This window comes from Curtobacterium sp. MCBA15_007 (genome assembly GCF_001864905.1).
In the GTDB taxonomy this organism is placed as follows: domain Bacteria; phylum Actinomycetota; class Actinomycetes; order Actinomycetales; family Microbacteriaceae; genus Curtobacterium; species Curtobacterium poinsettiae.
Genome location: NZ_MJGM01000056.1, coordinates 13451 through 32392, shown reverse-complemented (window position 1 = coordinate 32392; position 18942 = coordinate 13451). Strand labels below are relative to the sequence as shown.

Sequence of the window (18942 nt, the reverse complement as noted above, 5' to 3'; positions counted from 1 at the left end):
GACGCTACGCCGCCCGTCCGGCTCAGGCCTCGATGTTGTCCCAGCCGTCGGGGCCGACCGATCCCGCTGCGTACTCGTCGAGGGGCGCCCCGCCGGCCTTCCACGCGTCGAGGAACGGTCCGACGACCTTCCAGCCCTGCACGGCGCTGTCGCCGCGGACCGACAGCGTCGCGTCACCCTCGAGCACGCCGGCCAGCACCTCGCCGTAGGCACTCAGGCGCCCGGGGTTGAAGGTCACTTCGAGGCTCGTGTGGTCGATCGTGTACGGGTCGCCGGCGCCGTTGACGTTGAGCTCGAGCTGCATCTCGTCCGGGGCGATCCAGATGCGCAGCCGGTCGGGCAGTTCGGTGCCGGTGAGTCCCTCGGGCACGTGCGGGGAGTCCTTGAACGTGATGACGATCTCGCGACGCTGCGCGGCGAGCGCCTTGCCGGAGCGCAGGGTGAACGGGACGCCGGCCCAGCGCCAGTTCGCGATCTCCAGGGTGAGCTGGGCGAGGGTCTCGGTGCCGAGCGACGGGTCCACGCCGTCCTCGTCGACGTACGACGGCAGCTGGCGGTCGCCGACGGTGCCGGCGGTGTACCGGGCGCGCTTGCCCGCGGTGACGACGTCGCCACCCCAGGGCCGGACGGCCCGCAGCACGAGCTCCTTCTGGGTGCGCAGGTCGTCGGCCTTGATCGAGGCGGGGGCCTCCATCGCGACGACCGCCATCACCTGCAGCAGGTGGCTCTGGATCATGTCGGTGAGCGCGCCGGCCTTGTCGTAGTAGCGCGCACGACCCTCGAGCCCGAGGGTCTCGTCGTAGACGATGTCGACGCGCTCGACGTGCTGCGACGACAGCAGGGGCTCGATGATGCGGTTGGCGAAGCGCAGCCCGAGCAGGTTGAGCACGGTGGAGCGTCCGAGGAAGTGGTCGACCCGGTGGATCCGTTCCTCGGGGATGAACGAGTGCAGCAGGTCGTTGAGCTTCGAGGCGCTGTCGGCGTCGGTGCCGAACGGCTTCTCGAGCGCCAGCCGGGTGCGGGCGGGCAGGTCGAGGTGGGCGAGCTGCTCGCAGCTCTTCTCGGTGACGGCCGGCGGCAGCGCGAAGTAGATCGCCGGGTCGTGGTCGCACACTTCGAGCAGTGCCCGCAGGTCGTCCGGGTCGGTGACGTCGGCCTTCCGGTAGGTGGAGGCGTCGACCACGGCCTGCAGTCGCTCAGGCAGCGCCGTGTCGCCGGAAGCGCCCTCGTCCTCCTCGTTCTTCGACGCCTGCGCGTTCTCGAAGGACTCGCGCACCTGCGCCTTCCAGTCGGCGTCGGACAGGTCCTCGACACCGGCCCCGACGAGCTGGACGTCCCAGTCGTCCTTCACCTGGAGCAGGGTCGCGAGGCCGGGCAGGAGCAGGCGCTTGGACAGGTCGCCGCTGGCTCCGAGGATGAGCAGGCTGGTCTGGAGGCTCGACATGCTGCAGACGGTACTCATCGGCCCCGGTGGATGACCGGGCCGCTACGGTGGTGTCATTCCGGCGCGAGGGAGCACCATGAGCAATGGGTACGAAGGGCGACGCCTCCGTGTCGCCGTGGTCGGGACGGGCATGATCGCCGGCGTCCACGCCCGGGCGGCCCGGGCCTCCGGTGCCGAGGTCCTGGGTGTCCTCGGGCGGAACGCCACCCGCTCCGAGCAGGTGGCGGCGCAGCTCGACCTGCCCCGTGGCTACGCCTCGCTCGACGAGGTCATCGCCGATGCCCCCGACGTCGTGCACATCTGCACCCCGAACGACCAGCACCACCCGCAGGCGCTCGCGGTGATCGCGGCCGGCATCAACGTCGTGTGCGAGAAGCCCCTGGCGATCGACCCCGCCCAGGCCGCCGAGCTCGTCGCCGCCGCTGCCGACGCCGGTGTCGTGGCCACGGTGCCGTTCGTGTACCGCTACCACCCGATGGTCCGCGAGATCCGGTCGCGCATCGCCGACGGGGAGCTCGGCCGGCTGCTCGCGGTGCACGGCCACTACCTGCAGGACTGGATGCTCGACGAGGACGCCTCGAGCTGGCGGGTCGACCCGACCTCGAGCGGGCTGTCCCGCGCGTTCGCCGACATCGGCTCGCACTGGTGCGACCTGGTCGAGTTCGTCACGGGTGAGCGCTTCGCCTCGGTGTCCGCGGCGACCGACATCGTCTACCCCACCCGGCCTGCGGCGTCCGGTCCGTCGTTCTCCGGCTCCCCCGACCCGGACCCGGTGGCGGACGCGGCGGAGCGTGCCGAGGTCACCACCGAGGACACCGCCGTGGCGACCTTCCGCACCGCCACGGGCCGCATCGGCAACGTCGTGATCTCGCAGGTCGCGTCGGGCCGCAAGAACCGCCTGTGGTTCGAGGTCGACGGCACCCGCGGCAGCGCGGCGTTCGACCAGGAGCAGCCCGAGTCCGCGTGGTTCGGCAACGAGCGCGGCGCGCAGATCGTCGTGCGCGACCCCTCGCAGGGGTACCCGGACCAGCGCCGGCTGGCGATCGTGCCGGCCGGACACCCGCAGGGGTACCTCGACGCGTTCGCGGCCTTCGTCGCCGACACCTACACCGCGGCCCGCACCGGGGTGGCACCAGACGGAATGCCGACCTTCGCGGACGGCGCCCGCTCCGCCGACATCATCGAGGCCGTGATCGGCAGCGCGGCCGAGACGACCTGGCGGGAGATCCGCTGAAGCTCGACATCGTGGATGTGAACGTCGTGTGACGAGTTGCGACGGGGTCTGGCGAGTCGCCTGTGCGTCTTCGTAGGTTCGACGGCGATGAACACTTCCCACACCACCGGATCCGCCGGTGCGACGACCCGACGGCGTCTCGGCGTCGGCGCGGCCCTCGCCACCGCCGGGGTCCTGGTCGCACTGTCCGTCCCGTCCGCAGCCGTCGCCGCCGAGGGCGACACGACGATCGACATCATCGACGTCAACGACTTCCACGGTCGCATCGAGTCCGAGGGCACCGCCGCCGACAAGGCCGCGGGCGCCGCGAAGCTCGCCGGCGTCGTGCAGTCGTACCGCGAGGCCAACCCGAACACGATCTTCGCCAGCGTCGGCGACAACGTCGGGGCCTCGACCTTCACGTCGCTCATCCAGCAGGACACCCCGACGATCGACGCCCTGAACGCCATGGACCTCGACGTCAGCGCGATCGGCAACCACGAGCTCGACAAGGGCCAGAGCGACCTGACCGGCCGCATCGAGGACCGCGCCGAGTGGCCCTACGTCTCGGCGAACATCGTCAAGGCCGGCACCACGGACCCCGCGTTCACGCCGTACTCCATCGTGGAGAAGGGCGGCGTGAAGATCGGCTTCATCGGCGCCACCACCGAGGACCTCATCCCCGGGCTCGTCAGCCCCGGCGGTGTCGAGGGCCTCGCGATGGCCCCGATCGTCAGCCAGGTCAACAAGTACGCCGAGCAGCTCACCGACGGCAAGGACGACAACGACGAGGCCGACGTGCTCGTCCTGCTCGTCCACGAGGGCGCACCGACGAACGTCCTCGCCGACGCCACCGGCTCTGGTGTGTTCGGCGAGATCACCTCGGGTGTCTCGTCGAAGGTCTCCGCCATCGTCTCAGCGCACACCCACGCGACGTACAACCACTCGATCGCGGGCCCCGACGGCACGAAGCGTCCGGTGATCCAGGCCGGGTCCTACGGCGTGGCCTTCGGGCACCTGCAGCTCACGGTGGACGCCGACAAGCAGCTCACCGGCATCACGAGCGAGGTCAAGTCGGTCAACGGCGAGACCCGTGTGCCGACCGACCCCACCTCGGTGAACGCGGTGGCCGACATCGTGACCGCCGCGAAGGCCGTCGCCGACGTCGAGGGCAGCAAGAAGCTCGGCACGATCACGGGTGACCTGCGTCGCGCCGTGCAGTCCGACCGCACGACCGAGAACCGCGGCGGCGAATCCGTCCTGGGCAACTACGTCGCCGAGGTCCAGCGCAGCGCCACCGAGCGCAACGGCTCACAGGTCGCCTTCATGAACCCCGGCGGACTCCGCACCGACATGATCGCCGCGTCGAGCGGCGCCGGCGACCCGGACGGCACCGTCACCTACAAGGAAGCCGCGCTCGTCCAGCCGTTCGCGAACACCCTGGTCACCGAGGACATGACGGGCCAGCAGATCAAGAACGCCCTCGAGCAGCAGTGGCAGCCGGACGGTCTGCCGCGTCCGTTCCTGAAGCTCGGCGTCTCGGACGGCTTCGCGTACACCTACGACCCGTCGAAGGGCCGTGGCGACCGCATCACCGGGATGACCCTCGACGGCGAGCCGATCGCGCTGACCGACACCCTCAAGGTGACCGTCAACTCGTTCCTGTCGACCGGTGGTGACAACTTCGCCGCCTTCGCGACCGGCACGAACATCGCCGACTCGGGCCAGGTCGACCTGCAGGCCCAGGTGGACTACTTCCTCGCCAACCCGACGGTCACGCCCCCGACCGACCAGCGCGCCGTCGGGGTCACGGTCACGCCGACCCCGTCCGACGGGTTCCAGCCCGGCGACGAGATCGAGCTCGACCTGTCGTCGCTCGTGTTCGGCAGCGAGGACCCCGCGAAGGCCGGCACCGTCTCGGTCAGCGCGGACGGCAAGGAGCTCGCGTCGGCCGCCATCGACCCGACGATCATCGACACGAACGACGAGCAGGGTCGCGCGACCCTGACCGTCACGGTCCCCGACATCGAGGCGCCGGCTGCACGCGCTGCCGCCCGCACCGCCGGGTCCGTTTCGCTCGCCGCCGTGGCGGAGCCGGTCGCCACGACCGACGCACCGCTCGTGGTCTCCCTGCCGGGTGATCAGACCGTCACCCTCGCCGTGACGATCCCGGTCGCCGCGGCGGTCGACCCCACCGATCCGACGGACCCGACCGACCCCACGAACCCGACGGACCCGGCCGACCCGACCCCGGGCACCGGTGGCGGGGTCACCCCCGGCCCCGGCGCGGGAACCGGTGACGACGCCGGCATCGGCGGCGTCGGCGGGACCGATGACGACCCGCGCGCCGGTGGCGACCTCGCCTACACGGGTGCGGACCTGACCGCTCCGGTGATCGCGGCCGGCCTGCTCCTGCTCGCCGGGACCACAGCACTCGTGGTCCTCCGCCGCAACCGTGCACGACGTGCCGCGACGGTCCTGACGGACTGACCCCGCGCCTCCCGAGCGCACACCGCAACGGGCCGCCTCACCATGGTGAGGCGGCCTGTTCGCGTCGGTCAGGAGGCCCGGGGCGCGTCCGGCGCACGCGTCGCGCGAGCTGGCCGCCACGGTTGCTGTCCCATCCCGGTCGAACACTGCGGATCCGCGGATCCACGCGGTACTCTCGGGGTTGTCGCACCGCGACGCGTCGTGCCGGGTCGCTTTCAGCAAGTCGGCGGTGGTTCCGTTCGACAAGACTCCGCGACGCGGGCGTCCTCCGCCTCCAGGGAAACGGCGGAGGGCGCCCACCCTTCCGGGTCAGCGACTCAACTCAGCGGAACAGCTGCTCGGCGATGTACGACCCCTTGCGCGGTGCCGGCGGCACGGCGAACACCGCGGAGCCGATGTGCGAGACGTACTCGTTCAGCCGGTCCGAGGCGCCGAGCTTCCGCTGCAACCGCGTGAAGTGGTCCGGGTCGTTCACGTAGGCGATGAACAGCAGCCCGGCGTCGAGCTGGCCGTACTCGTTGAGCCCGTCGGTGTAGTTGTACGGCCGGCGCAGGATCTTCACGCCGCCGTTCGCCTCGTGTGCGGCGAGGGCGATGTGCGACGTCGCGTCGATCTTCGTCGCACCGTCGTCGTCCTTCGCGTGGAAGTCCGGGGTGGTGTGTTCCTGTCCGCCGGAGAGCGGTGCCCCCTGGATCTTCGTCCGCCCGAACACCCGCTGCTGGTCGCTGACGACGTCGGCGTCCCAGGTCTCGATGTTCATCCGGATCTTCCGCACCACCTGGTAGCTGCCCCCGGCCATCCACCCGGCGTCGCGGTCGAGCCAGACGAACCGGTCGTGGTCGGCGTCGGTCGTGATGTTCCGGGTGCCGTCCTTGAACCCCATCAGGTTGCGGGGCGTGCTCTGGTCCGGCCCGGCCGATGCCCGACCGAAGCCGAGCACGGTCCAGCGGACGGTCGCGGTGCCGCGGGCCATCCGCGCCAGGTCGCGCACCGCGTGGTACGCCACCTGGGGGTCGTCCGCGCAGGCCTGCAGCGACAGGTCGCCGCCGGTCAGGCCCCGCTGCAGGTTGTCGCTCGGCAGCGTCGGGATGTCGGCGAGCGACGCCGGACGCCGGTCGGCCAGCCCGAAGCGCTCGTCGAAGACGCCCGGGCCGAGCCCCACCGTGACGGTCAGGGACGCCGGACCGAGGTCGAGCGCCTCGCCCGTGTCGGCACCGACCCCGTTGCCGTGGGCAGGTTCGACGCTGCCGACGGTCTTGCCGGCCTGCAGCTGGGCGATCGCGGCCGACCAGCGGGCCAGGAGCACCTGCAGCTCGGTCGTCACGGTCGTCGACAGGTCGAACGTCATGTAGACGCAGTGCCGCTGCGGGGTGGTGCTGATCCCGCCCTGTGGCTGTCGTGCCGCGGTGGCGTAGAACGGGTGGCTCGTGGACAGGTCGATCGACTCGTCGCCGTTCGTCGCCGCCGTGAACGGGTTCACGCCGGTCGCCGCGGTGGCGCCGCCGATGCCCGCGGCTGCGCCGACCCCGGCACCGGCCACGGCCAGGCCGGCGCCGAACAGTCCGCGGCGCGAGACGTTCGCCCGGGGTCCCTCGTCCGCCCGGGGTGCCTCGTCCGCCCGGGGTCCCTCGTCCAGCTCGGTCACGCGGTCGCGACCTTCTCGGCCAGGCGGGACAGCGGGTCCTGCAGCGCCTGGATCTGCTGCGAGATCGTGTTCGCGTCGGACTTCTTGGTGGCGGCGTCCCAGCTGGCGAAGCCGCCCAGGTCGTCGGCGTCGCGGTAGCCGTCCATCAGCGTGTTCGTGGCGTCGAACTCCTTGGCGATCTGCTTCGTCAGGGTCGGGTCGAGCTTGGTCAGCCCCGGCTTCAGGTACGCGAAGGCCTGGCGGGCACCCTCGACGTTGGCGGCGAGGTCGACCAGGTCGATGTGGCTGTACGCCTCTTCCTCGCCGGTGATCTTGTTCGACTGCACCTCTTCGAGCAGCCCGGCGGCACCGTTGGCCAGGTCCTCCGGCTTGTAGTCGAGCGTCGGCACGAGCTTCGCGAGCAGCTGGACGTCCTCGGTCAGGTCCGCGGCGGTCTGCTTCGTCGACGCGGTGATCTTCCCCGCCTGGAACAGGTCCTTCTCGACGGCGTGGAACCCGCTCCAGCCGACGGCCGGGTCGAGGTTCGAAGCGCGCATGTCGATCAGGTAGTCGAGGTTGCCCGCGTTGTCGGTGGCCTTGAAGCCCTTCTTGACGAAGCCGTCGACGTCGCTCTCGACGTGCTCGTAGAACGGACGGGCGTTCGCGTAGTCGGTCTTCGCCGCGTCGAGGTCGCCGGCGTCGATGTGCTTCTGCAGCTGCTCGACCGCGGCGACCATGTCGGTCACCTGGCCGTCGACGTAGGTCGCGTAGCCCTTCGTCCCGTCACGGAGCAGCGTCGAGGCGCTGCTGTTCGCGGTGGACGCAGCCTTGCCGGTGACGGTGAAGTCCGTCAGCTCGGTCTCGGCACCGGGGCAGTACACCTGGTACTTCCCGCCGGTCAGCGTGGCGGTGAACCGGACGGGGTCGAGGCCGGGTGCCAGGTTCTCCTTCTCGCCGAGGATCCGCTGGTCCTGCAGCAGCTCGACCTCGGTGATCGCGGTCGACGACTCGTTCTTCACCGTGAAGGTGACGGGGCCCGCGGGGACCTTCGTCGCGGACACCGCGCAGGCGTCCTGCCCGTCGTTGGTGAGCGTGACGGTGACGCGGGAGACCTTCGCGTCGGTGCCGGAGCCGCCGGTCTCGGCGGACCCGCCGGAGCATCCGGAGAGTGCGAGGGCGGTGACGACGCCGAGGGCGCCCAGGGTGATCAGGGGTCGGACGGGCTTACCGAAGGACATGGTCGGTGCTCCTTGCAGGGTCCGCGGCCGGAGGGCCACGAGCGGGGACGGGTTCGGGGGTGCGGGTCGTGGGGAGCCGCCGACGGCGGCGGTCACGCAGCGCCAGCAGCGCCTGCGCGGCGGCAGCGATGCCGAGGGCGATCGGCAGCCAGGCCTTCCAGAGCAGCAGGTCGGCTGACCGGGCGTCGGCCGCGGCCACCGAGGCGGCCGACCGCTCGACGCGGGCGTCGGGGACGGACCAGACGGTGCGGTCCAGGGTCGTGGTGCGTGCGGACGGGAGGCCCCCACCGCTCAGCGTCAGCACCTCGCGTTCGTCGCGGGTGGCGTCCAGGACCCCACCCCGGACCGTCCACAGGGTCACGGTGTCGCGGACGGCCCAGCGGGCCGCGAACGGGCCGGGGTTCGTCGACGGGGAGACCCCGACGGGCAGTCGGCCGAACAGTGTGACGAGGTCGTCGAGGGTCAGCCTCGACGGACGGTCGGCACCACTCCCCTGCGCACCGGTTCCGTCCTGCACGACGCGCCACCGGTCGGCGGCCACGCCCGCGCGGGTGACGCGGCGGTGGGCCGACGTCGGCAGGGTGAGACGGGCCTCCTGGCCGGTTCCGGTGCCGGCCACGCGGAGGACGCCGGACGCACCGTCGACGCTGGCCGAGACGGAGCTGGCGTCACCGCTGACCGCGGTCGTGCGGGGCAGGTCCGCCCCGCCCGTCGGCACGGCGACCGCGAGTGCCGCTGCGGCGACGGCGAGTGCGCCGGCGACGACGGCGCGCACCCGGGGCACGCGGTCCGGCGACGGACGCCAGGCGCGCGGCCACAGGGTCAGGGCCAGTACCGGGACGACGTAGAGGACCCAGCCGAGCACCTCGATGACCCGTGGGTCCGGCGGGATGCCGAGCACGCCGGTGACCAGCGCGCCCTGCACCGAACCGTTCGGGGCGAGCCACGACAGGTCGACGGTGCGCTGCTGGCCGATGACGATCCAGCCGGCCTCGTGCGCGCGGCGGAGGACGGTCAGCACCAGGCCGCCGGCGACGAAGACCAGGAAGACCCCGGTGCCGGTGAAGAACCGCGACAGGTTGAGGCGGACGCCACCGGTGTAGATACCGAAGCCGACGACGACCGCGGCGGCGATGCCGATCACGGCGCCGAGCGCGGCGAGGCCGGTGTCCGACGACGCCTGGAACGTGGCGAGGAGGAACACCGAGGTCTCGAAGCCCTCCTTCAGGACGGCGAGGAACGCCATGCCGGCGAGCGCCCAGGCGGTGCCGCGGCCGAGCGCGGCGGTCGCACTCGCTTCGAGGTCGGCGGTCAGGGTGCGCGCGTGCGTGCGCATCCAGACGATCATGCCCGTGACGAAGACGACGGCGACGATGCCGATGACCGCCTCCATGCCCTCCTGCTGCGCCTGCGGCAGCGCTTGCTCGACGGCCTGCAGCCCGAAGCCGACGGCGATGCTGAGCAGCACCGCGAGCCCGACGCCCGACCACATCGGGGCGAGCGGGACGCGGTTGCGACGCAGGAACGCGGCGATGATGCCGACGATGAGCGTGGCTTCGAGGCCTTCACGGAGACCGATGACGAGAGTGGCGAGCATGACGAAGGTGAGGCTAACCTAACCGCGGATCGGCCCGCCAGTCGTGCGACGTGATGTTTGATGGTTCTCATGAACCTGCTGTCCGTCGACGGCCTGGCGTCGGTCACGAACGTGCTCGACCTCGCCGGGGTCTTCGCGTCCGCCCTGCTCGGCGGCTCCATCGCCCGCGCGATGGACTTCGACCTGTTCGGGTTCCTGGTCGTCGGGTTCGTCTCCGGACTCGGTGGCGGGATGCTCCGCGACACCCTGCTGCAGAACGGGCCGCCCGTCGCACTGGTCGACCCGCTGTACGTGCCGGTCGCCGTCGCCGGGGCGCTCATCGCGTTCCTCGTGTCGTTCTCCGAGATCACCTGGGACCGCCTGTTCACCGTGCTCGACGCCGCCGTGATCGGGTTCTGGGCGGTGGTCGGCGTGCAGCGGACCTACGACGCCGGCCTCGACTGGCCCGCCGCGATCATCATGGGGACCATCACGGCGGTCGGTGGCGGGGCCATGCGCGACCTGCTGCTGCGACGGGTGCCGGCGGTGTTCGGCGGGAACGCGCTGTACGCCACCGTGGCCGTCGCCGCGTCGGCCACGATGGTGATCGCCTCGGCCCTCGGGTCACCCTCGATCGGCATCCTGCTCGCGATCACCCTGTCGCTCGGGCTCCGCTGGGGCGCGGTCCGCCGCGGCTGGGGACTGCCGAACGGTCGTGACTGGCAGCCGAAGTCGACCCTGGGTTCGCTGCTCCGGCGCGGTCGGAGCCTGCGACCGGACGCGCTCCGACTGCTCCGTCGACCGGGGCGTCGGACCGGTGCCGGCAGTGTCCGGGAAGAGCACGAGGACTGAGGGGCTGTCATCCGCGGCTCCGCGACGGTACGATCAGTACCGCCGGGTATCGTCCTGGTGGTTCTGCCGGTGCGATCCCGGTGAACGCTGTCCGCACAGCACCGACGCGACCCGAACGCGGCGGTTCCGAGCAGACGTGGGGATGGGGGCTTCGCTGATGCCGCGCGGGATCAGACGCGCGGCGCGGCAGGTCTCCTCCACGATGCTCTCCCCGACGACCACCAGCACAGGTCGGAGCACCAACCGATGAGCGACGACGCTTCCCCCGCCCAGCGCATCCCGCGCGCCGAGGTCCGAGAACGCCTGCTCGCCGCCGGTGCGGCCGTCTTCGCCGAACAGGGGGTCCACGGCGCCCGGCTCGACGAGGTCGCTGCGCGCGCCGGGTTCAGCAAGGGTGCGGTCTACTCGAACTTCTCGTCGAAGGAAGACCTGCTCGGGCAGGTCATGCAGCGGTCCACCAACGTGGTGCTCGGCTCCCTGCGGCAACTCGTGCACGCCGACATCGACTCCGTCGACGTCGGGAACGTCCTGCGCGTCGCGTTCGGTCAGAACGACCAGAGCGAACAGTTCGCGCTGCTGTCGACGTTCCGCGGGTACGCCGTCCGACACCCGGAGTTCCTGCCCGAGTTCATCCGGCAGCGCCGGGTGCTGCAGGACGGCGTGCTCGAACTGGTGCGGCTGTGGCTCGGTGGCCACCCCGAAGTCGACGTGGGCATGACGCCGGAGGAGCTCGCGAACGTGCTCATCGCGGCGAACGTCGGCCTGGTGTTCGACGCGCCGGCGCTACCGGGGGTCAACCCGGGCGAGCTGGTCGCGACCCTGCTCGAGGCGGTCATCCGCCGGCGCTGACGCTGCCGCGGCCGCGGCCCGCGGCCCGCGGCCCGCGGGCGGGCGCGGCGGTCGGGCTCGGCGGTCGGGGCTTCGCACCGTGCGAGGTTCGCGACCCCGTACCCGCTCAACCGCCCCGTGCACGCCTACAGCCCCGCACCGAGCCACCAACCACGCACCACCCGACGAACCCCGCACCGTGCAACATCCGCCGGGCCATCGCCTAACGGAGCCCGCACCGTGCGAGGTTCGCAACCCCGTACCCCCTCAACCGCCCCGTGCACGCCCACAGCCCCGCACCGAGCCACGAACCACGCACCACCCGACGAACCCCGCACCGTGCAACATCCGCCGGGCCATCGCCTAACGGAGCCCGCACCGTGCGAGGTTCGCAACCCCGTGCCCGCTCAACCGCCCCGTGCACGCCTACAGCCCCGCACCGAGCCACCAACCACGCACCACCCGACGAACCCCGCAGCGCCCGACGAACCCCGCACCGTGCGAGGCTCGCACCACGCGCCCGCGCCGGCGTCAGGCCGAGCGACGATCCCGACGGCGGGGCTTCGGCCCGTCGTGGGACCAGGCGGACGACGGCAACAGGCTCGGTGGCAGCAGCCGCGACCGCACGACGCGCACGCTCGGCACCGACTCGTCGAGGGCGACACGGGCCTGTCGGACGTGGCTGCCCAGCGCCGCACCGTCCGCCGATGCGGCCCCGTCGGCGGCGAAGCGCTCACGGTCGACCGCGTCGACGGCGGCCTCCAGGTGCGGCACGACCGACGCGGGCAGTCCGGGCCGCAGGCGTCCGAGCACGGCTCGGGCAGTCCGGGCCACGGCGGCGGCGTCACCCGGCGGCGCGAGGCCCGGGGCGTACCCGTGGTCGGCGACGTCGTCGAGCAGTTCCCGCCACGCCTGCACGGCAGGTGACCGACCGGCGGCGATCGCCGACAGCCGGGAGCGGCGACGAACGGCACGCACGAAGCCCGGGGCGACCAGGACCGCGAGCACGAGCAACAGGCCCACCAGCAGACCGACGGGGCCACCGCCGCCGCCGGTGCTGGACGCACCCGCAGCGCCCGGAACCGGGGACTCCGACGGAGTCGACGACGCCGACTCTTCCGCCGGGGTGGTCTGCTCGGGCGCCGGCAGCGGGGTCTCCGGCGCCGCTGCCGTCGGGGAGGCCGAGGGTTCTTCGGACGGAGCGGCCTCGTCGGAGTCGGGCGTCGGCTCGAACGCGACCCAGCCGGCGCCCTTGATGTACAGCTCGGGCCACGAGTGCAGCTGCCGGTTCGACACCGCGTACTCGCCGTCGGGCTGCGGCGACCCGGCCCGGTACCCCACCGCGATGCGCGAGGGGATGCCGAGCGTCCGGGCCATCACGGCCATCGCGGACGAGAAGTGCACGCAGTACCCGTCGCGGACGCGCAGGAACGTCGAGACGACGTCCATGCTGTCACCGTCGTAGCCCTGCTCCACCGGAGCGGTCTCGGAGTACGTGAACAGGTCGCTGCGGAACCACTGCTCGAGCGCCCGTGCCCGGCCGTAGTCGTCGGTCGCGGCTGCGGCGACACGGGTGGCGGTGGACGAGATGTTCGCCGGCAGGTCGTCGGGCAGGGCGAGGTCGGTGCGGAGCTGCTCGCGGCTGGGCTCCCGGAAGCCACGGCCGTCGGAGCGCGCGAGCACCCCCGAGGCGGCGACCGCGTCGAGGTAGTCGTTGGCGAAGGTCGAGGCGCCGTACGCCTCGTACATCGCACCCCGGGCCGTCGCGGCGCCGGTCGACCGGACGGTGCTCGAGTTCCCCATCCAGCGCCACTGCGACAGGTCGAGGTTGGTGGACTGCGACTCGATCGAGACCGCACCTGACGGCACCGGCAGGTAGGTGCTCGACAGCCCGGTGATCCGGACCGTCACGTCGCCGCGGCTCGCCAGGCGCGGGTTGACGCCCTCGGCCCACTGCTGTTCGTCGGCGGTGTCGGCTTCGGCCGCGTTCGTCACGGTCGGCACCCAGTCCCCCGTGCCGAACTCGTCCAGGTCGGCGAGCTTGAGGTACTCGGGCTGCCCGTCCGACGAGCGGTACCGGAAGACCTCGAGCTCGCTCGGGCGGCGCAGGTCGTTGCCGAGTTCGAGCAGCGTGCCGGGCCGTCCGGGCTGGATCGGGGACTGGATCGCACCGGTGACACCGGACAGCCAGCTGGCGTTGAGCGGCACGATCGTCGGCAGTCCGATGGCGACGACGAGCCCGATGGCACCGACGACGGCGGCGGGCAGTGCGCGCTGCACGGGGCGCACCGACAACCACAGCAGGGCAAGGAACGCCACCGACGTGGCGATGACGAGCGGGGTACCGGCGGGCTGGCCGGTGATGACGCCCGGCACGATCAGGATCACCAGGGCCGGGGCCGCGGCGAGCGACGGGATCCGCGCGATGGCGGCGAGGAACAGTGCGACCGCCGCCACCCACCCGATCGACGCCGTGACCACGAGCCGGATCGCGTCGGTCTGTGGCAGGGGTGCCGGGTTGAGGCGGATCGCGGCGAGCGTCTGCCCGAGGGCCCCGTCGGCGTCGAGCCACCCGAGCGGCTGGATGTCGTTGACCAGGGCGGCGGCGCACGAGCAGGCGATGACCGTGCCGACCAGGACGACGAAGCGGATGCCGGGCGTCTGCCGGCGCACCGCGAGCATCACCGCGACGAGCACGGCGACGACGACGACACCGGACACCCACCAGGCGATGCCCTGCACGAGCGGCCGGATGGCGAGGGCGGCGAGGAGCACGGGCACCGGCGCGAGGGCGACGACCCAGGCGCTCGGGACGTCACGCAGGTCGTCCCGCTCCAGGATCTCGCGCACGTCCACGCGGCCACGCACCGGTGCGGTCGCCCCGGTCACCGCGCTGCTCCGGACGGAGTCGCACCGGCGACCGGCACCACGAGGGTCCGCCAGCCACCGCGGTCGAGGATGCCCCGGACGGCAGGGTCCGGCGGCACGATGGTCGCCAGGATGCCGCGGCTCGACCCACTCGTCGCACTGACGAGCTCGGCGGCTTCCTCCGCGGTGCAGGTACCGGTCACGACGGCGGTCATCCCGTGCACGTCGCGGCCGCGGACCTCGGGCAGGACGTCGGTGACTTCGCGGGCATCGGAGCGGAGCCGGACGTCGGCGAGCCCGACGAGCACGTCGGTGAGCCCGCCGACGTCGCCCGCGTGCCGGGTCGCGCCTTCGGGGCCGTCGAACACGAGCACGACGCGGGAGGTCCGGGCGGCGAGCGCGCGGGCGACACTGGCGGCCACCACCACGGCGTGCTCGAAGGCCTGGTCACCGCCCAGGTCGGAGAGCTCCGCCAGGTCTTCCCGACCGAGGCGCTGGTAGGACTCGCGCCGGACGTCGAGCGCGATCACGGCCTCGGGCGGCTGGGCCTGCGTGGTCTGGCGGACGTGGAGTTCCCCGCGGCGCGCACTCTGGGCCCAGTGCACCCGGCGGATCGGGTCACCCGGTCGGTACGGACGGAGTTCGCTGTCGTCGGCCGAACCGCCCTGTCCGACCCGGCCCTCGTCGGCGGAGACGGCACCGGCGAGCGCTCCGGCGTCGATCGCACCAAGCGGCGCCGAGGCCGGCACGACGACGATCTCTTCGGCCGCGACGACGGGACGGTCGATCCGGAGCAGGCCGAAGGGGTCCTCGACCCGGATCGTGACGGGCCCGACCAGCGAGCGGCCGCGGTGCATCGCGAGCGCTTCGACGTCGAGCACCGCCGGCGGCAGGCCCGGTCCGACCTCGGCGTAGGTCTCCGCCTCGGCCAGGCTGGCGAAGGCGTCCTCGAGCTGTTCGCGGACGAGCAGCGTCGCCCGCGGCCCGAACGGCAGGCTGGTGCCGCCCAGGGTGATGCGTTCGCGGTAGACCTCGCCCACCTGCACGATCGCCCGGGCGGTGCTGCGGCTGCCTCGCAGCGGGGTCGCGACGACGAACGCCATGACGATGCCGAGCACGACGAGCACGAGCAGCAGGAGCCCTGCCGTGACCGCGACGCTCGTGGAGCCGACCAGGCCGCCGCCGACCAGGCCGATGCCGACCGCGATGACCGTCCAGCCGCGGACCGTCGGACGCGGGAACGGGGTCCGGCGTGCCAACGAGAGCCCGCGGCGACCGAACCGGGCGGCCGTGGACCGCGCGGCACCGACGCGTCGCAGCAGCGACGGCGGTGCCGGTGGACGCGCCATCAGGAGCGGACGGGGGTGGCCGTGAACGGGATGGCGGTGTCCGAGACGATGCGGACAACGATCTCGCGCACGGTGTCCTCGCCGGTGCCGCCGAGCCCACGGGCGACCGGCACGAGCCGGTGTGCGAGGACGATCGGGGCGAGCGCTGCGACGTCGTCGGGGGTGACGAACGGCCGGCCGGCCAGCGCAGCGTGCGCACGCGCGGCCTGCGCGAGGTGCAGCGTCGCACGGGGGCTCGCACCGAGCACCAGGTCGGGGTGCGTGCGCGTCGACCGGACGATCGCGATGATGTACGCCTCGACGTCGGGGGCGATGTGCACGTGGGCCACGGTCTCGATGATCTGCCGCAGGGTGGTGACGTCGACGATCGGCCGCAGGCGCGACAGCGGGTCGCTGCCGCCGCGGTTCGCGAGCATCTGCCGTTCGGCGTCGACGCTCGGGTAGCCCATCGCGATGCGCGCCATGAAGCGGTCGCGCTGGGCTTCGGGCAACGGGTACGTGCCCTCCATGTCGATGGGGTTCTGCGTCGCGACGATCATGAACGGACGGTCCAGCTGCCGCGTCACGCCGTCGACGGTGACCTGCGACTCGGCCATCGCCTCGAGCAGGGCCGACTGGGTCTTCGGGCTGGTGCGGTTGATCTCGTCGCCGATGACGACGTTCGCGAACACCGGGCCGGGCGAGAACCGGAAGGTGCCGGACGACTGGTCGAAGATGTTCACGCCCGTGACGTCGGACGGCAGCATGTCGGAGGTGAACTGGATGCGGTTCACCGACCCGCCGACCGAGGCGCCGAGCGCCTTGGCGAGCACGGTCTTGCCGACCCCGGGGACGTCCTCGACGAGCAGGTGCCCCTCGGCGAGCATCACCGTCAGGGCGGTTCGGATGGCTTCCGTCTTGCCGTCGATCACCGTGGCGACGGAGGCCACGATGTCGTCGCCCACCGATCGCACGTGTTCGAGCGGGAAGGCGGGGTCGGTCGGTTCCGGCACGCAGGGCTCCATCGTCACAGGACAGGTGTCGTGCATGCTACCCCGGCCCGGTGACAGCACCCGGCACGGGTGCACCGGCTGGTCGTTCCGCGCACCGGTGGCCGATCCGCGCAGGGTGCGGCCGGGAGGCACGGCGCACCACGAGCGGATCCGTCACCCGGTGTGCGGAACGGTTCACGGGCCTCCAGGCGGTGTGCGGGTCTGCCGCCGGACGGTCAGGCCCGGTGCGGCAGTGCCGCGTCCGCGGCGCGCAGCACGCGCGCGGCGACCGCGACGCCGTCTTCGCGCCCGAGCTCGGTGTCCTCGTGCTCGATGTTCACCCACATGTCCGGGTCGATCGCGCGCAGGGCCTCGAGGAACGTCGTCCAGTACGCCTCGTCGTGGCCCTTGCCGAGCGCGACGAAGTCCCACGCCGACGGCTTCGGCCACTCGTTCGCCCACTCGTCGCCGCCCAGGTTCGTGCGTGGCTCGTCGGTCGACAACCGGCGGAACGAGTTGTCGAGCACGCCGTTGATCGCCGCGTGCGGGTTGATCCGGACGTCCTTCGCGGCGGCGTGGAAGACCAGCGGGCCGAGGTCGCGGGCGACCGCCACCGGGTCCATGTGCTGCCAGAACAGGTGTGAGGCGTCGAGCTCGACCCCGACGTTCGTCAGCCCGCCGCGTTCGACGAGCTCGCGGATCGTCGCCGGGTTGAACACCAGGTTCTGCGGGTGCAGCTCGAGCGCGACCTTCACGCCGTGCTCCCGGGCCAGGGCGTCGATCTCCTGCCAGAACGGCACCGCGACGTTCCACTGGTGTTCGAGGACGTCGAGCGCGGCCGAGTTCCACGCGTTCACGATCCAGTTCGGCCGCGTCCCGCCGGGCTCCCCCGCCGGCAGGCCGGACATCGTGACGACGCGGTCCTGTCCGAGGCGGGCCGCGAGGCGGATGCTGCGGCGGACGTCCTCGGCGTGGGCGGGACCGATCGCGGGGTCGGGGTGCAGCGGGTTGCCGTTGCAGTTGAGGCCGGCGATCGAGACACCCGTCCCCGCGAACTGCGCGAGGAAGGCGTCACGGGCTGCGTCGTCGACCAGGATCGCGTCGAGGTCGGGCACGTGCACCGGGGGCAGGAAGCCGCCGGTGTTCAGCTCGATGCCGGTCAGGCCGTTGGCCGCGATGACCCGGAGTGCGTCGGCGAGGGGCCGGTCGTGCAGGATCGCGTTGTAGAGACCGAGCTTCATGCCGTCACTGCTTCCTTGATCGTCTCGGTGGTGCCCCCGGCCGCGGCGGACCGTGCCACCGCGTCGAGGACCTCCATGTTGTGCACGCCGTCGTCGAACGTGGCGTTCGCGGGCAGGGCGTCGGGTACGTCGCCGGACAGCCCGGCGACCTCGTCGAGGAACGCCCGCGCCTGGTACTCGAACATCTGGTTCTGCCCCCAACCGACGCCCGGGGCGTCCATCGCCATGCCGCCCGCGACGTAGGGGTGGTCCGGGCCGAGCACGACCTGGCGGTACCCGCCCGTACGCGAGCCGTCGGACTGCAGCGCGAGGCCGATCTCGGAGGCGCGCTCCTGGTCCCACCGGGCGGCCCCGCGCTCGCAGAACACCTCGATGACGAGTCCGTTCGGATGCCCGGCCGCGACGCGGGAGGCCTCGAGCGACCCGACGACCGTGCCGTCACCGAAGCGTGCACTGAACGTGGCGTAGTCGTCGTTCCCGACAGCCGCGGTCGCACCGGTGAGCGGGACCGCCTGCCCCCGCAGGGCGTGTCCGGCGGCCACGGGTCGCTCGGTGATCGACGTGGTGAACGTCCCACCGCTGACGCTCCGGACCGGTCCGGCGAGGAACTCGGCGACGTAGGACAGGTGCGAGCCGACGTCGGCGAGCGCCCCGGACCCGGGCTCCCCCGCGAAGCGCCACGAGAACGGGACGTCGGGCGAGGCGCCGTAGTCGGTCCAGTACCGACCCGAGACGTGCAGGACCCGGCCGAGCGTGCCGTCCTCGACGAGCTCCTTGATGGCCGCGAGCCCGGGAGCGCGACGGTAGGTGAAACCGATGCGGCCGAGGACTCCGCGCTGCTCGGCCTCGGCAGCGGCGGACGCCATGGCGCGGGCGTCGTCGAGCGAGTCGGACAGCGGCTTCTCGCACAGCACGTGCTTGCCGGCGGCGAGCAGCCCCTCGACGATCTCGCGGTGCAGCGTGTTCGCGACGACGACGCTCACCACGTCGATGTCGTCCGCTGCCGCGATGGCCCGCCAGTCGGTGTCGTGCCGCTCGTAGCCGAAGCGCCGTGCGGCCTCGGCGGCGAGGGGCTCGTACACGTCGCCGACCGAGACGAGCCGGACCGGCGGCAGCGTCGAGGTGAAGAGGGAGGGTGCGTTCCGCCACGCAGCCATGTGGGCCTTGCCCGCCATGCCCGCGCCGATGACGGCGACGCCGATGCTGTCGCTCATGTTCTCTCCTTCGAGAAGGTCGCTGAATCCGATT

At 72.3% G+C, this 18942-nt stretch carries 13 protein-coding genes; 4 read left to right on the top strand and 9 right to left on the bottom strand.

Features of this window, described 5'->3' with window-relative positions; genetic code table 11:
* Positions 1-22: 22 nt before the first annotated feature.
* Positions 23-1444, bottom strand: a complete 1422-nt coding sequence (locus BIU95_RS13970; protein WP_056070295.1) for a glucose-6-phosphate dehydrogenase — start codon at positions 1442-1444, stop codon at positions 23-25.
* 76 nt (positions 1445-1520) lie between these two features.
* Here BIU95_RS13970 and BIU95_RS13965 point away from each other — a divergent pair, with 76 nt between their 5' ends.
* Together BIU95_RS13965 and BIU95_RS13960 are read left to right on the top strand one after the other, a co-directional pair.
* Positions 1521-2678 carry a Gfo/Idh/MocA family protein gene (locus BIU95_RS13965; protein ID WP_071251947.1) on the top strand — a complete coding sequence of 386 codons (1158 nt, stop codon included), beginning with the start codon at positions 1521-1523 and terminating at the stop codon, positions 2676-2678.
* Between the two features lie 87 nt (positions 2679-2765).
* Positions 2766-5147, top strand: coding sequence for a bifunctional UDP-sugar hydrolase/5'-nucleotidase (locus BIU95_RS13960; RefSeq protein WP_071251946.1), 2382 nt, complete (start codon positions 2766-2768; stop codon positions 5145-5147).
* A 322-nt stretch (positions 5148-5469) separates the two neighbouring features.
* Here BIU95_RS13960 and BIU95_RS13955 read toward each other — a convergent pair whose 3' ends face one another.
* From BIU95_RS13955 to efeU, 3 genes are read right to left on the bottom strand one after another with little or no spacing between them, the layout of a single operon-like run.
* A complete protein-coding gene (locus BIU95_RS13955) occupies positions 5470-6792 on the bottom strand; it encodes a Dyp-type peroxidase (RefSeq protein ID WP_139179812.1) in 1323 nt (440 codons plus the stop codon).
* Positions 6789-8009 carry an iron uptake system protein EfeO gene (gene efeO, locus BIU95_RS13950; protein ID WP_071251945.1) on the bottom strand — a complete coding sequence of 407 codons (1221 nt, stop codon included), beginning with the start codon at positions 8007-8009 and terminating at the stop codon, positions 6789-6791. The genes BIU95_RS13955 and efeO overlap by 4 nt, the downstream gene beginning before the upstream one ends.
* Positions 7996-9606, bottom strand: a complete 1611-nt coding sequence (gene efeU / locus BIU95_RS13945; protein ID WP_071251944.1) for an iron uptake transporter permease EfeU — start codon at positions 9604-9606, stop codon at positions 7996-7998. Before efeU ends, efeO begins: the two co-directional genes overlap by 14 nt.
* 69 nt (positions 9607-9675) lie before the next feature.
* Between efeU and BIU95_RS13940 the strand changes: the two genes are divergently transcribed.
* Together BIU95_RS13940 and BIU95_RS13935 are read left to right on the top strand one after the other, a co-directional pair.
* On the top strand, positions 9676-10437 hold the full coding sequence (locus BIU95_RS13940) for a trimeric intracellular cation channel family protein (protein WP_056070282.1): 762 nt from the start codon (positions 9676-9678) through the stop codon (positions 10435-10437).
* A 246-nt stretch (positions 10438-10683) separates the two neighbouring features.
* Positions 10684-11286, top strand: a complete 603-nt coding sequence (locus tag BIU95_RS13935) for a TetR/AcrR family transcriptional regulator (RefSeq protein ID WP_017888341.1) — start codon at positions 10684-10686, stop codon at positions 11284-11286.
* Between the two features lie 510 nt (positions 11287-11796).
* Here BIU95_RS13935 and BIU95_RS13930 read toward each other — a convergent pair.
* From BIU95_RS13930 to BIU95_RS13910, 5 genes are all read right to left on the bottom strand, one after another.
* A complete protein-coding gene (locus BIU95_RS13930; RefSeq protein ID WP_071251943.1) occupies positions 11797-14154 on the bottom strand; it encodes a DUF3488 and transglutaminase-like domain-containing protein in 2358 nt (785 codons plus the stop codon).
* Positions 14151-15482, bottom strand: a complete 1332-nt coding sequence (locus tag BIU95_RS13925) for a DUF58 domain-containing protein (protein WP_071251942.1) — start codon at positions 15480-15482, stop codon at positions 14151-14153. The genes BIU95_RS13930 and BIU95_RS13925 overlap by 4 nt, the downstream gene beginning before the upstream one ends.
* A complete protein-coding gene (locus tag BIU95_RS13920; RefSeq protein WP_056071020.1) occupies positions 15482-16486 on the bottom strand; it encodes a MoxR family ATPase in 1005 nt (334 codons plus the stop codon). The genes BIU95_RS13925 and BIU95_RS13920 overlap by 1 nt, the downstream gene beginning before the upstream one ends.
* Positions 16487-16689: 203 nt before the next feature.
* Positions 16690-17694 carry a sugar phosphate isomerase/epimerase gene (locus BIU95_RS13915; protein WP_071251941.1) on the bottom strand — a complete coding sequence of 335 codons (1005 nt, stop codon included), beginning with the start codon at positions 17692-17694 and terminating at the stop codon, positions 16690-16692.
* On the bottom strand, positions 17691-18908 hold the full coding sequence (locus BIU95_RS13910) for a Gfo/Idh/MocA family protein (RefSeq protein ID WP_071251940.1): 1218 nt from the start codon (positions 18906-18908) through the stop codon (positions 17691-17693). Before BIU95_RS13910 ends, BIU95_RS13915 begins: the two co-directional genes overlap by 4 nt.
* Between the last annotated feature and the right edge of the window lie 34 nt (positions 18909-18942).

What these genes read in the sequence shown, in the direction of transcription:
- efeU (WP_071251944.1), bottom strand. Translation starts at nt 9,606, where the DNA reads ATGCTCGCCACTCTCGTCATCGGTCTCCGTGAAGGCCTCGAAGCCACG.
- BIU95_RS13960 (WP_071251946.1), top strand. Translation starts at nt 2,766, where the DNA reads ATGAACACTTCCCACACCACCGGATCCGCCGGTGCGACGACCCGACGG.
- BIU95_RS13970 (WP_056070295.1), bottom strand. Translation starts at nt 1,444, where the DNA reads ATGTCGAGCCTCCAGACCAGCCTGCTCATCCTCGGAGCCAGCGGCGAC.
- BIU95_RS13965 (WP_071251947.1), top strand. Translation starts at nt 1,521, where the DNA reads ATGAGCAATGGGTACGAAGGGCGACGCCTCCGTGTCGCCGTGGTCGGG.
- BIU95_RS13920 (WP_056071020.1), bottom strand. Translation starts at nt 16,486, where the DNA reads ATGGAGCCCTGCGTGCCGGAACCGACCGACCCCGCCTTCCCGCTCGAA.
- BIU95_RS13935 (WP_017888341.1), top strand. Translation starts at nt 10,684, where the DNA reads ATGAGCGACGACGCTTCCCCCGCCCAGCGCATCCCGCGCGCCGAGGTC.
- efeO (WP_071251945.1), bottom strand. Translation starts at nt 8,009, where the DNA reads ATGTCCTTCGGTAAGCCCGTCCGACCCCTGATCACCCTGGGCGCCCTC.
- BIU95_RS13925 (WP_071251942.1), bottom strand. Translation starts at nt 15,482, where the DNA reads ATGGCGCGTCCACCGGCACCGCCGTCGCTGCTGCGACGCGTCGGTGCC.
- BIU95_RS13940 (WP_056070282.1), top strand. Translation starts at nt 9,676, where the DNA reads ATGAACCTGCTGTCCGTCGACGGCCTGGCGTCGGTCACGAACGTGCTC.
- BIU95_RS13910 (WP_071251940.1), bottom strand. Translation starts at nt 18,908, where the DNA reads ATGAGCGACAGCATCGGCGTCGCCGTCATCGGCGCGGGCATGGCGGGC.
- BIU95_RS13915 (WP_071251941.1), bottom strand. Translation starts at nt 17,694, where the DNA reads ATGAAGCTCGGTCTCTACAACGCGATCCTGCACGACCGGCCCCTCGCC.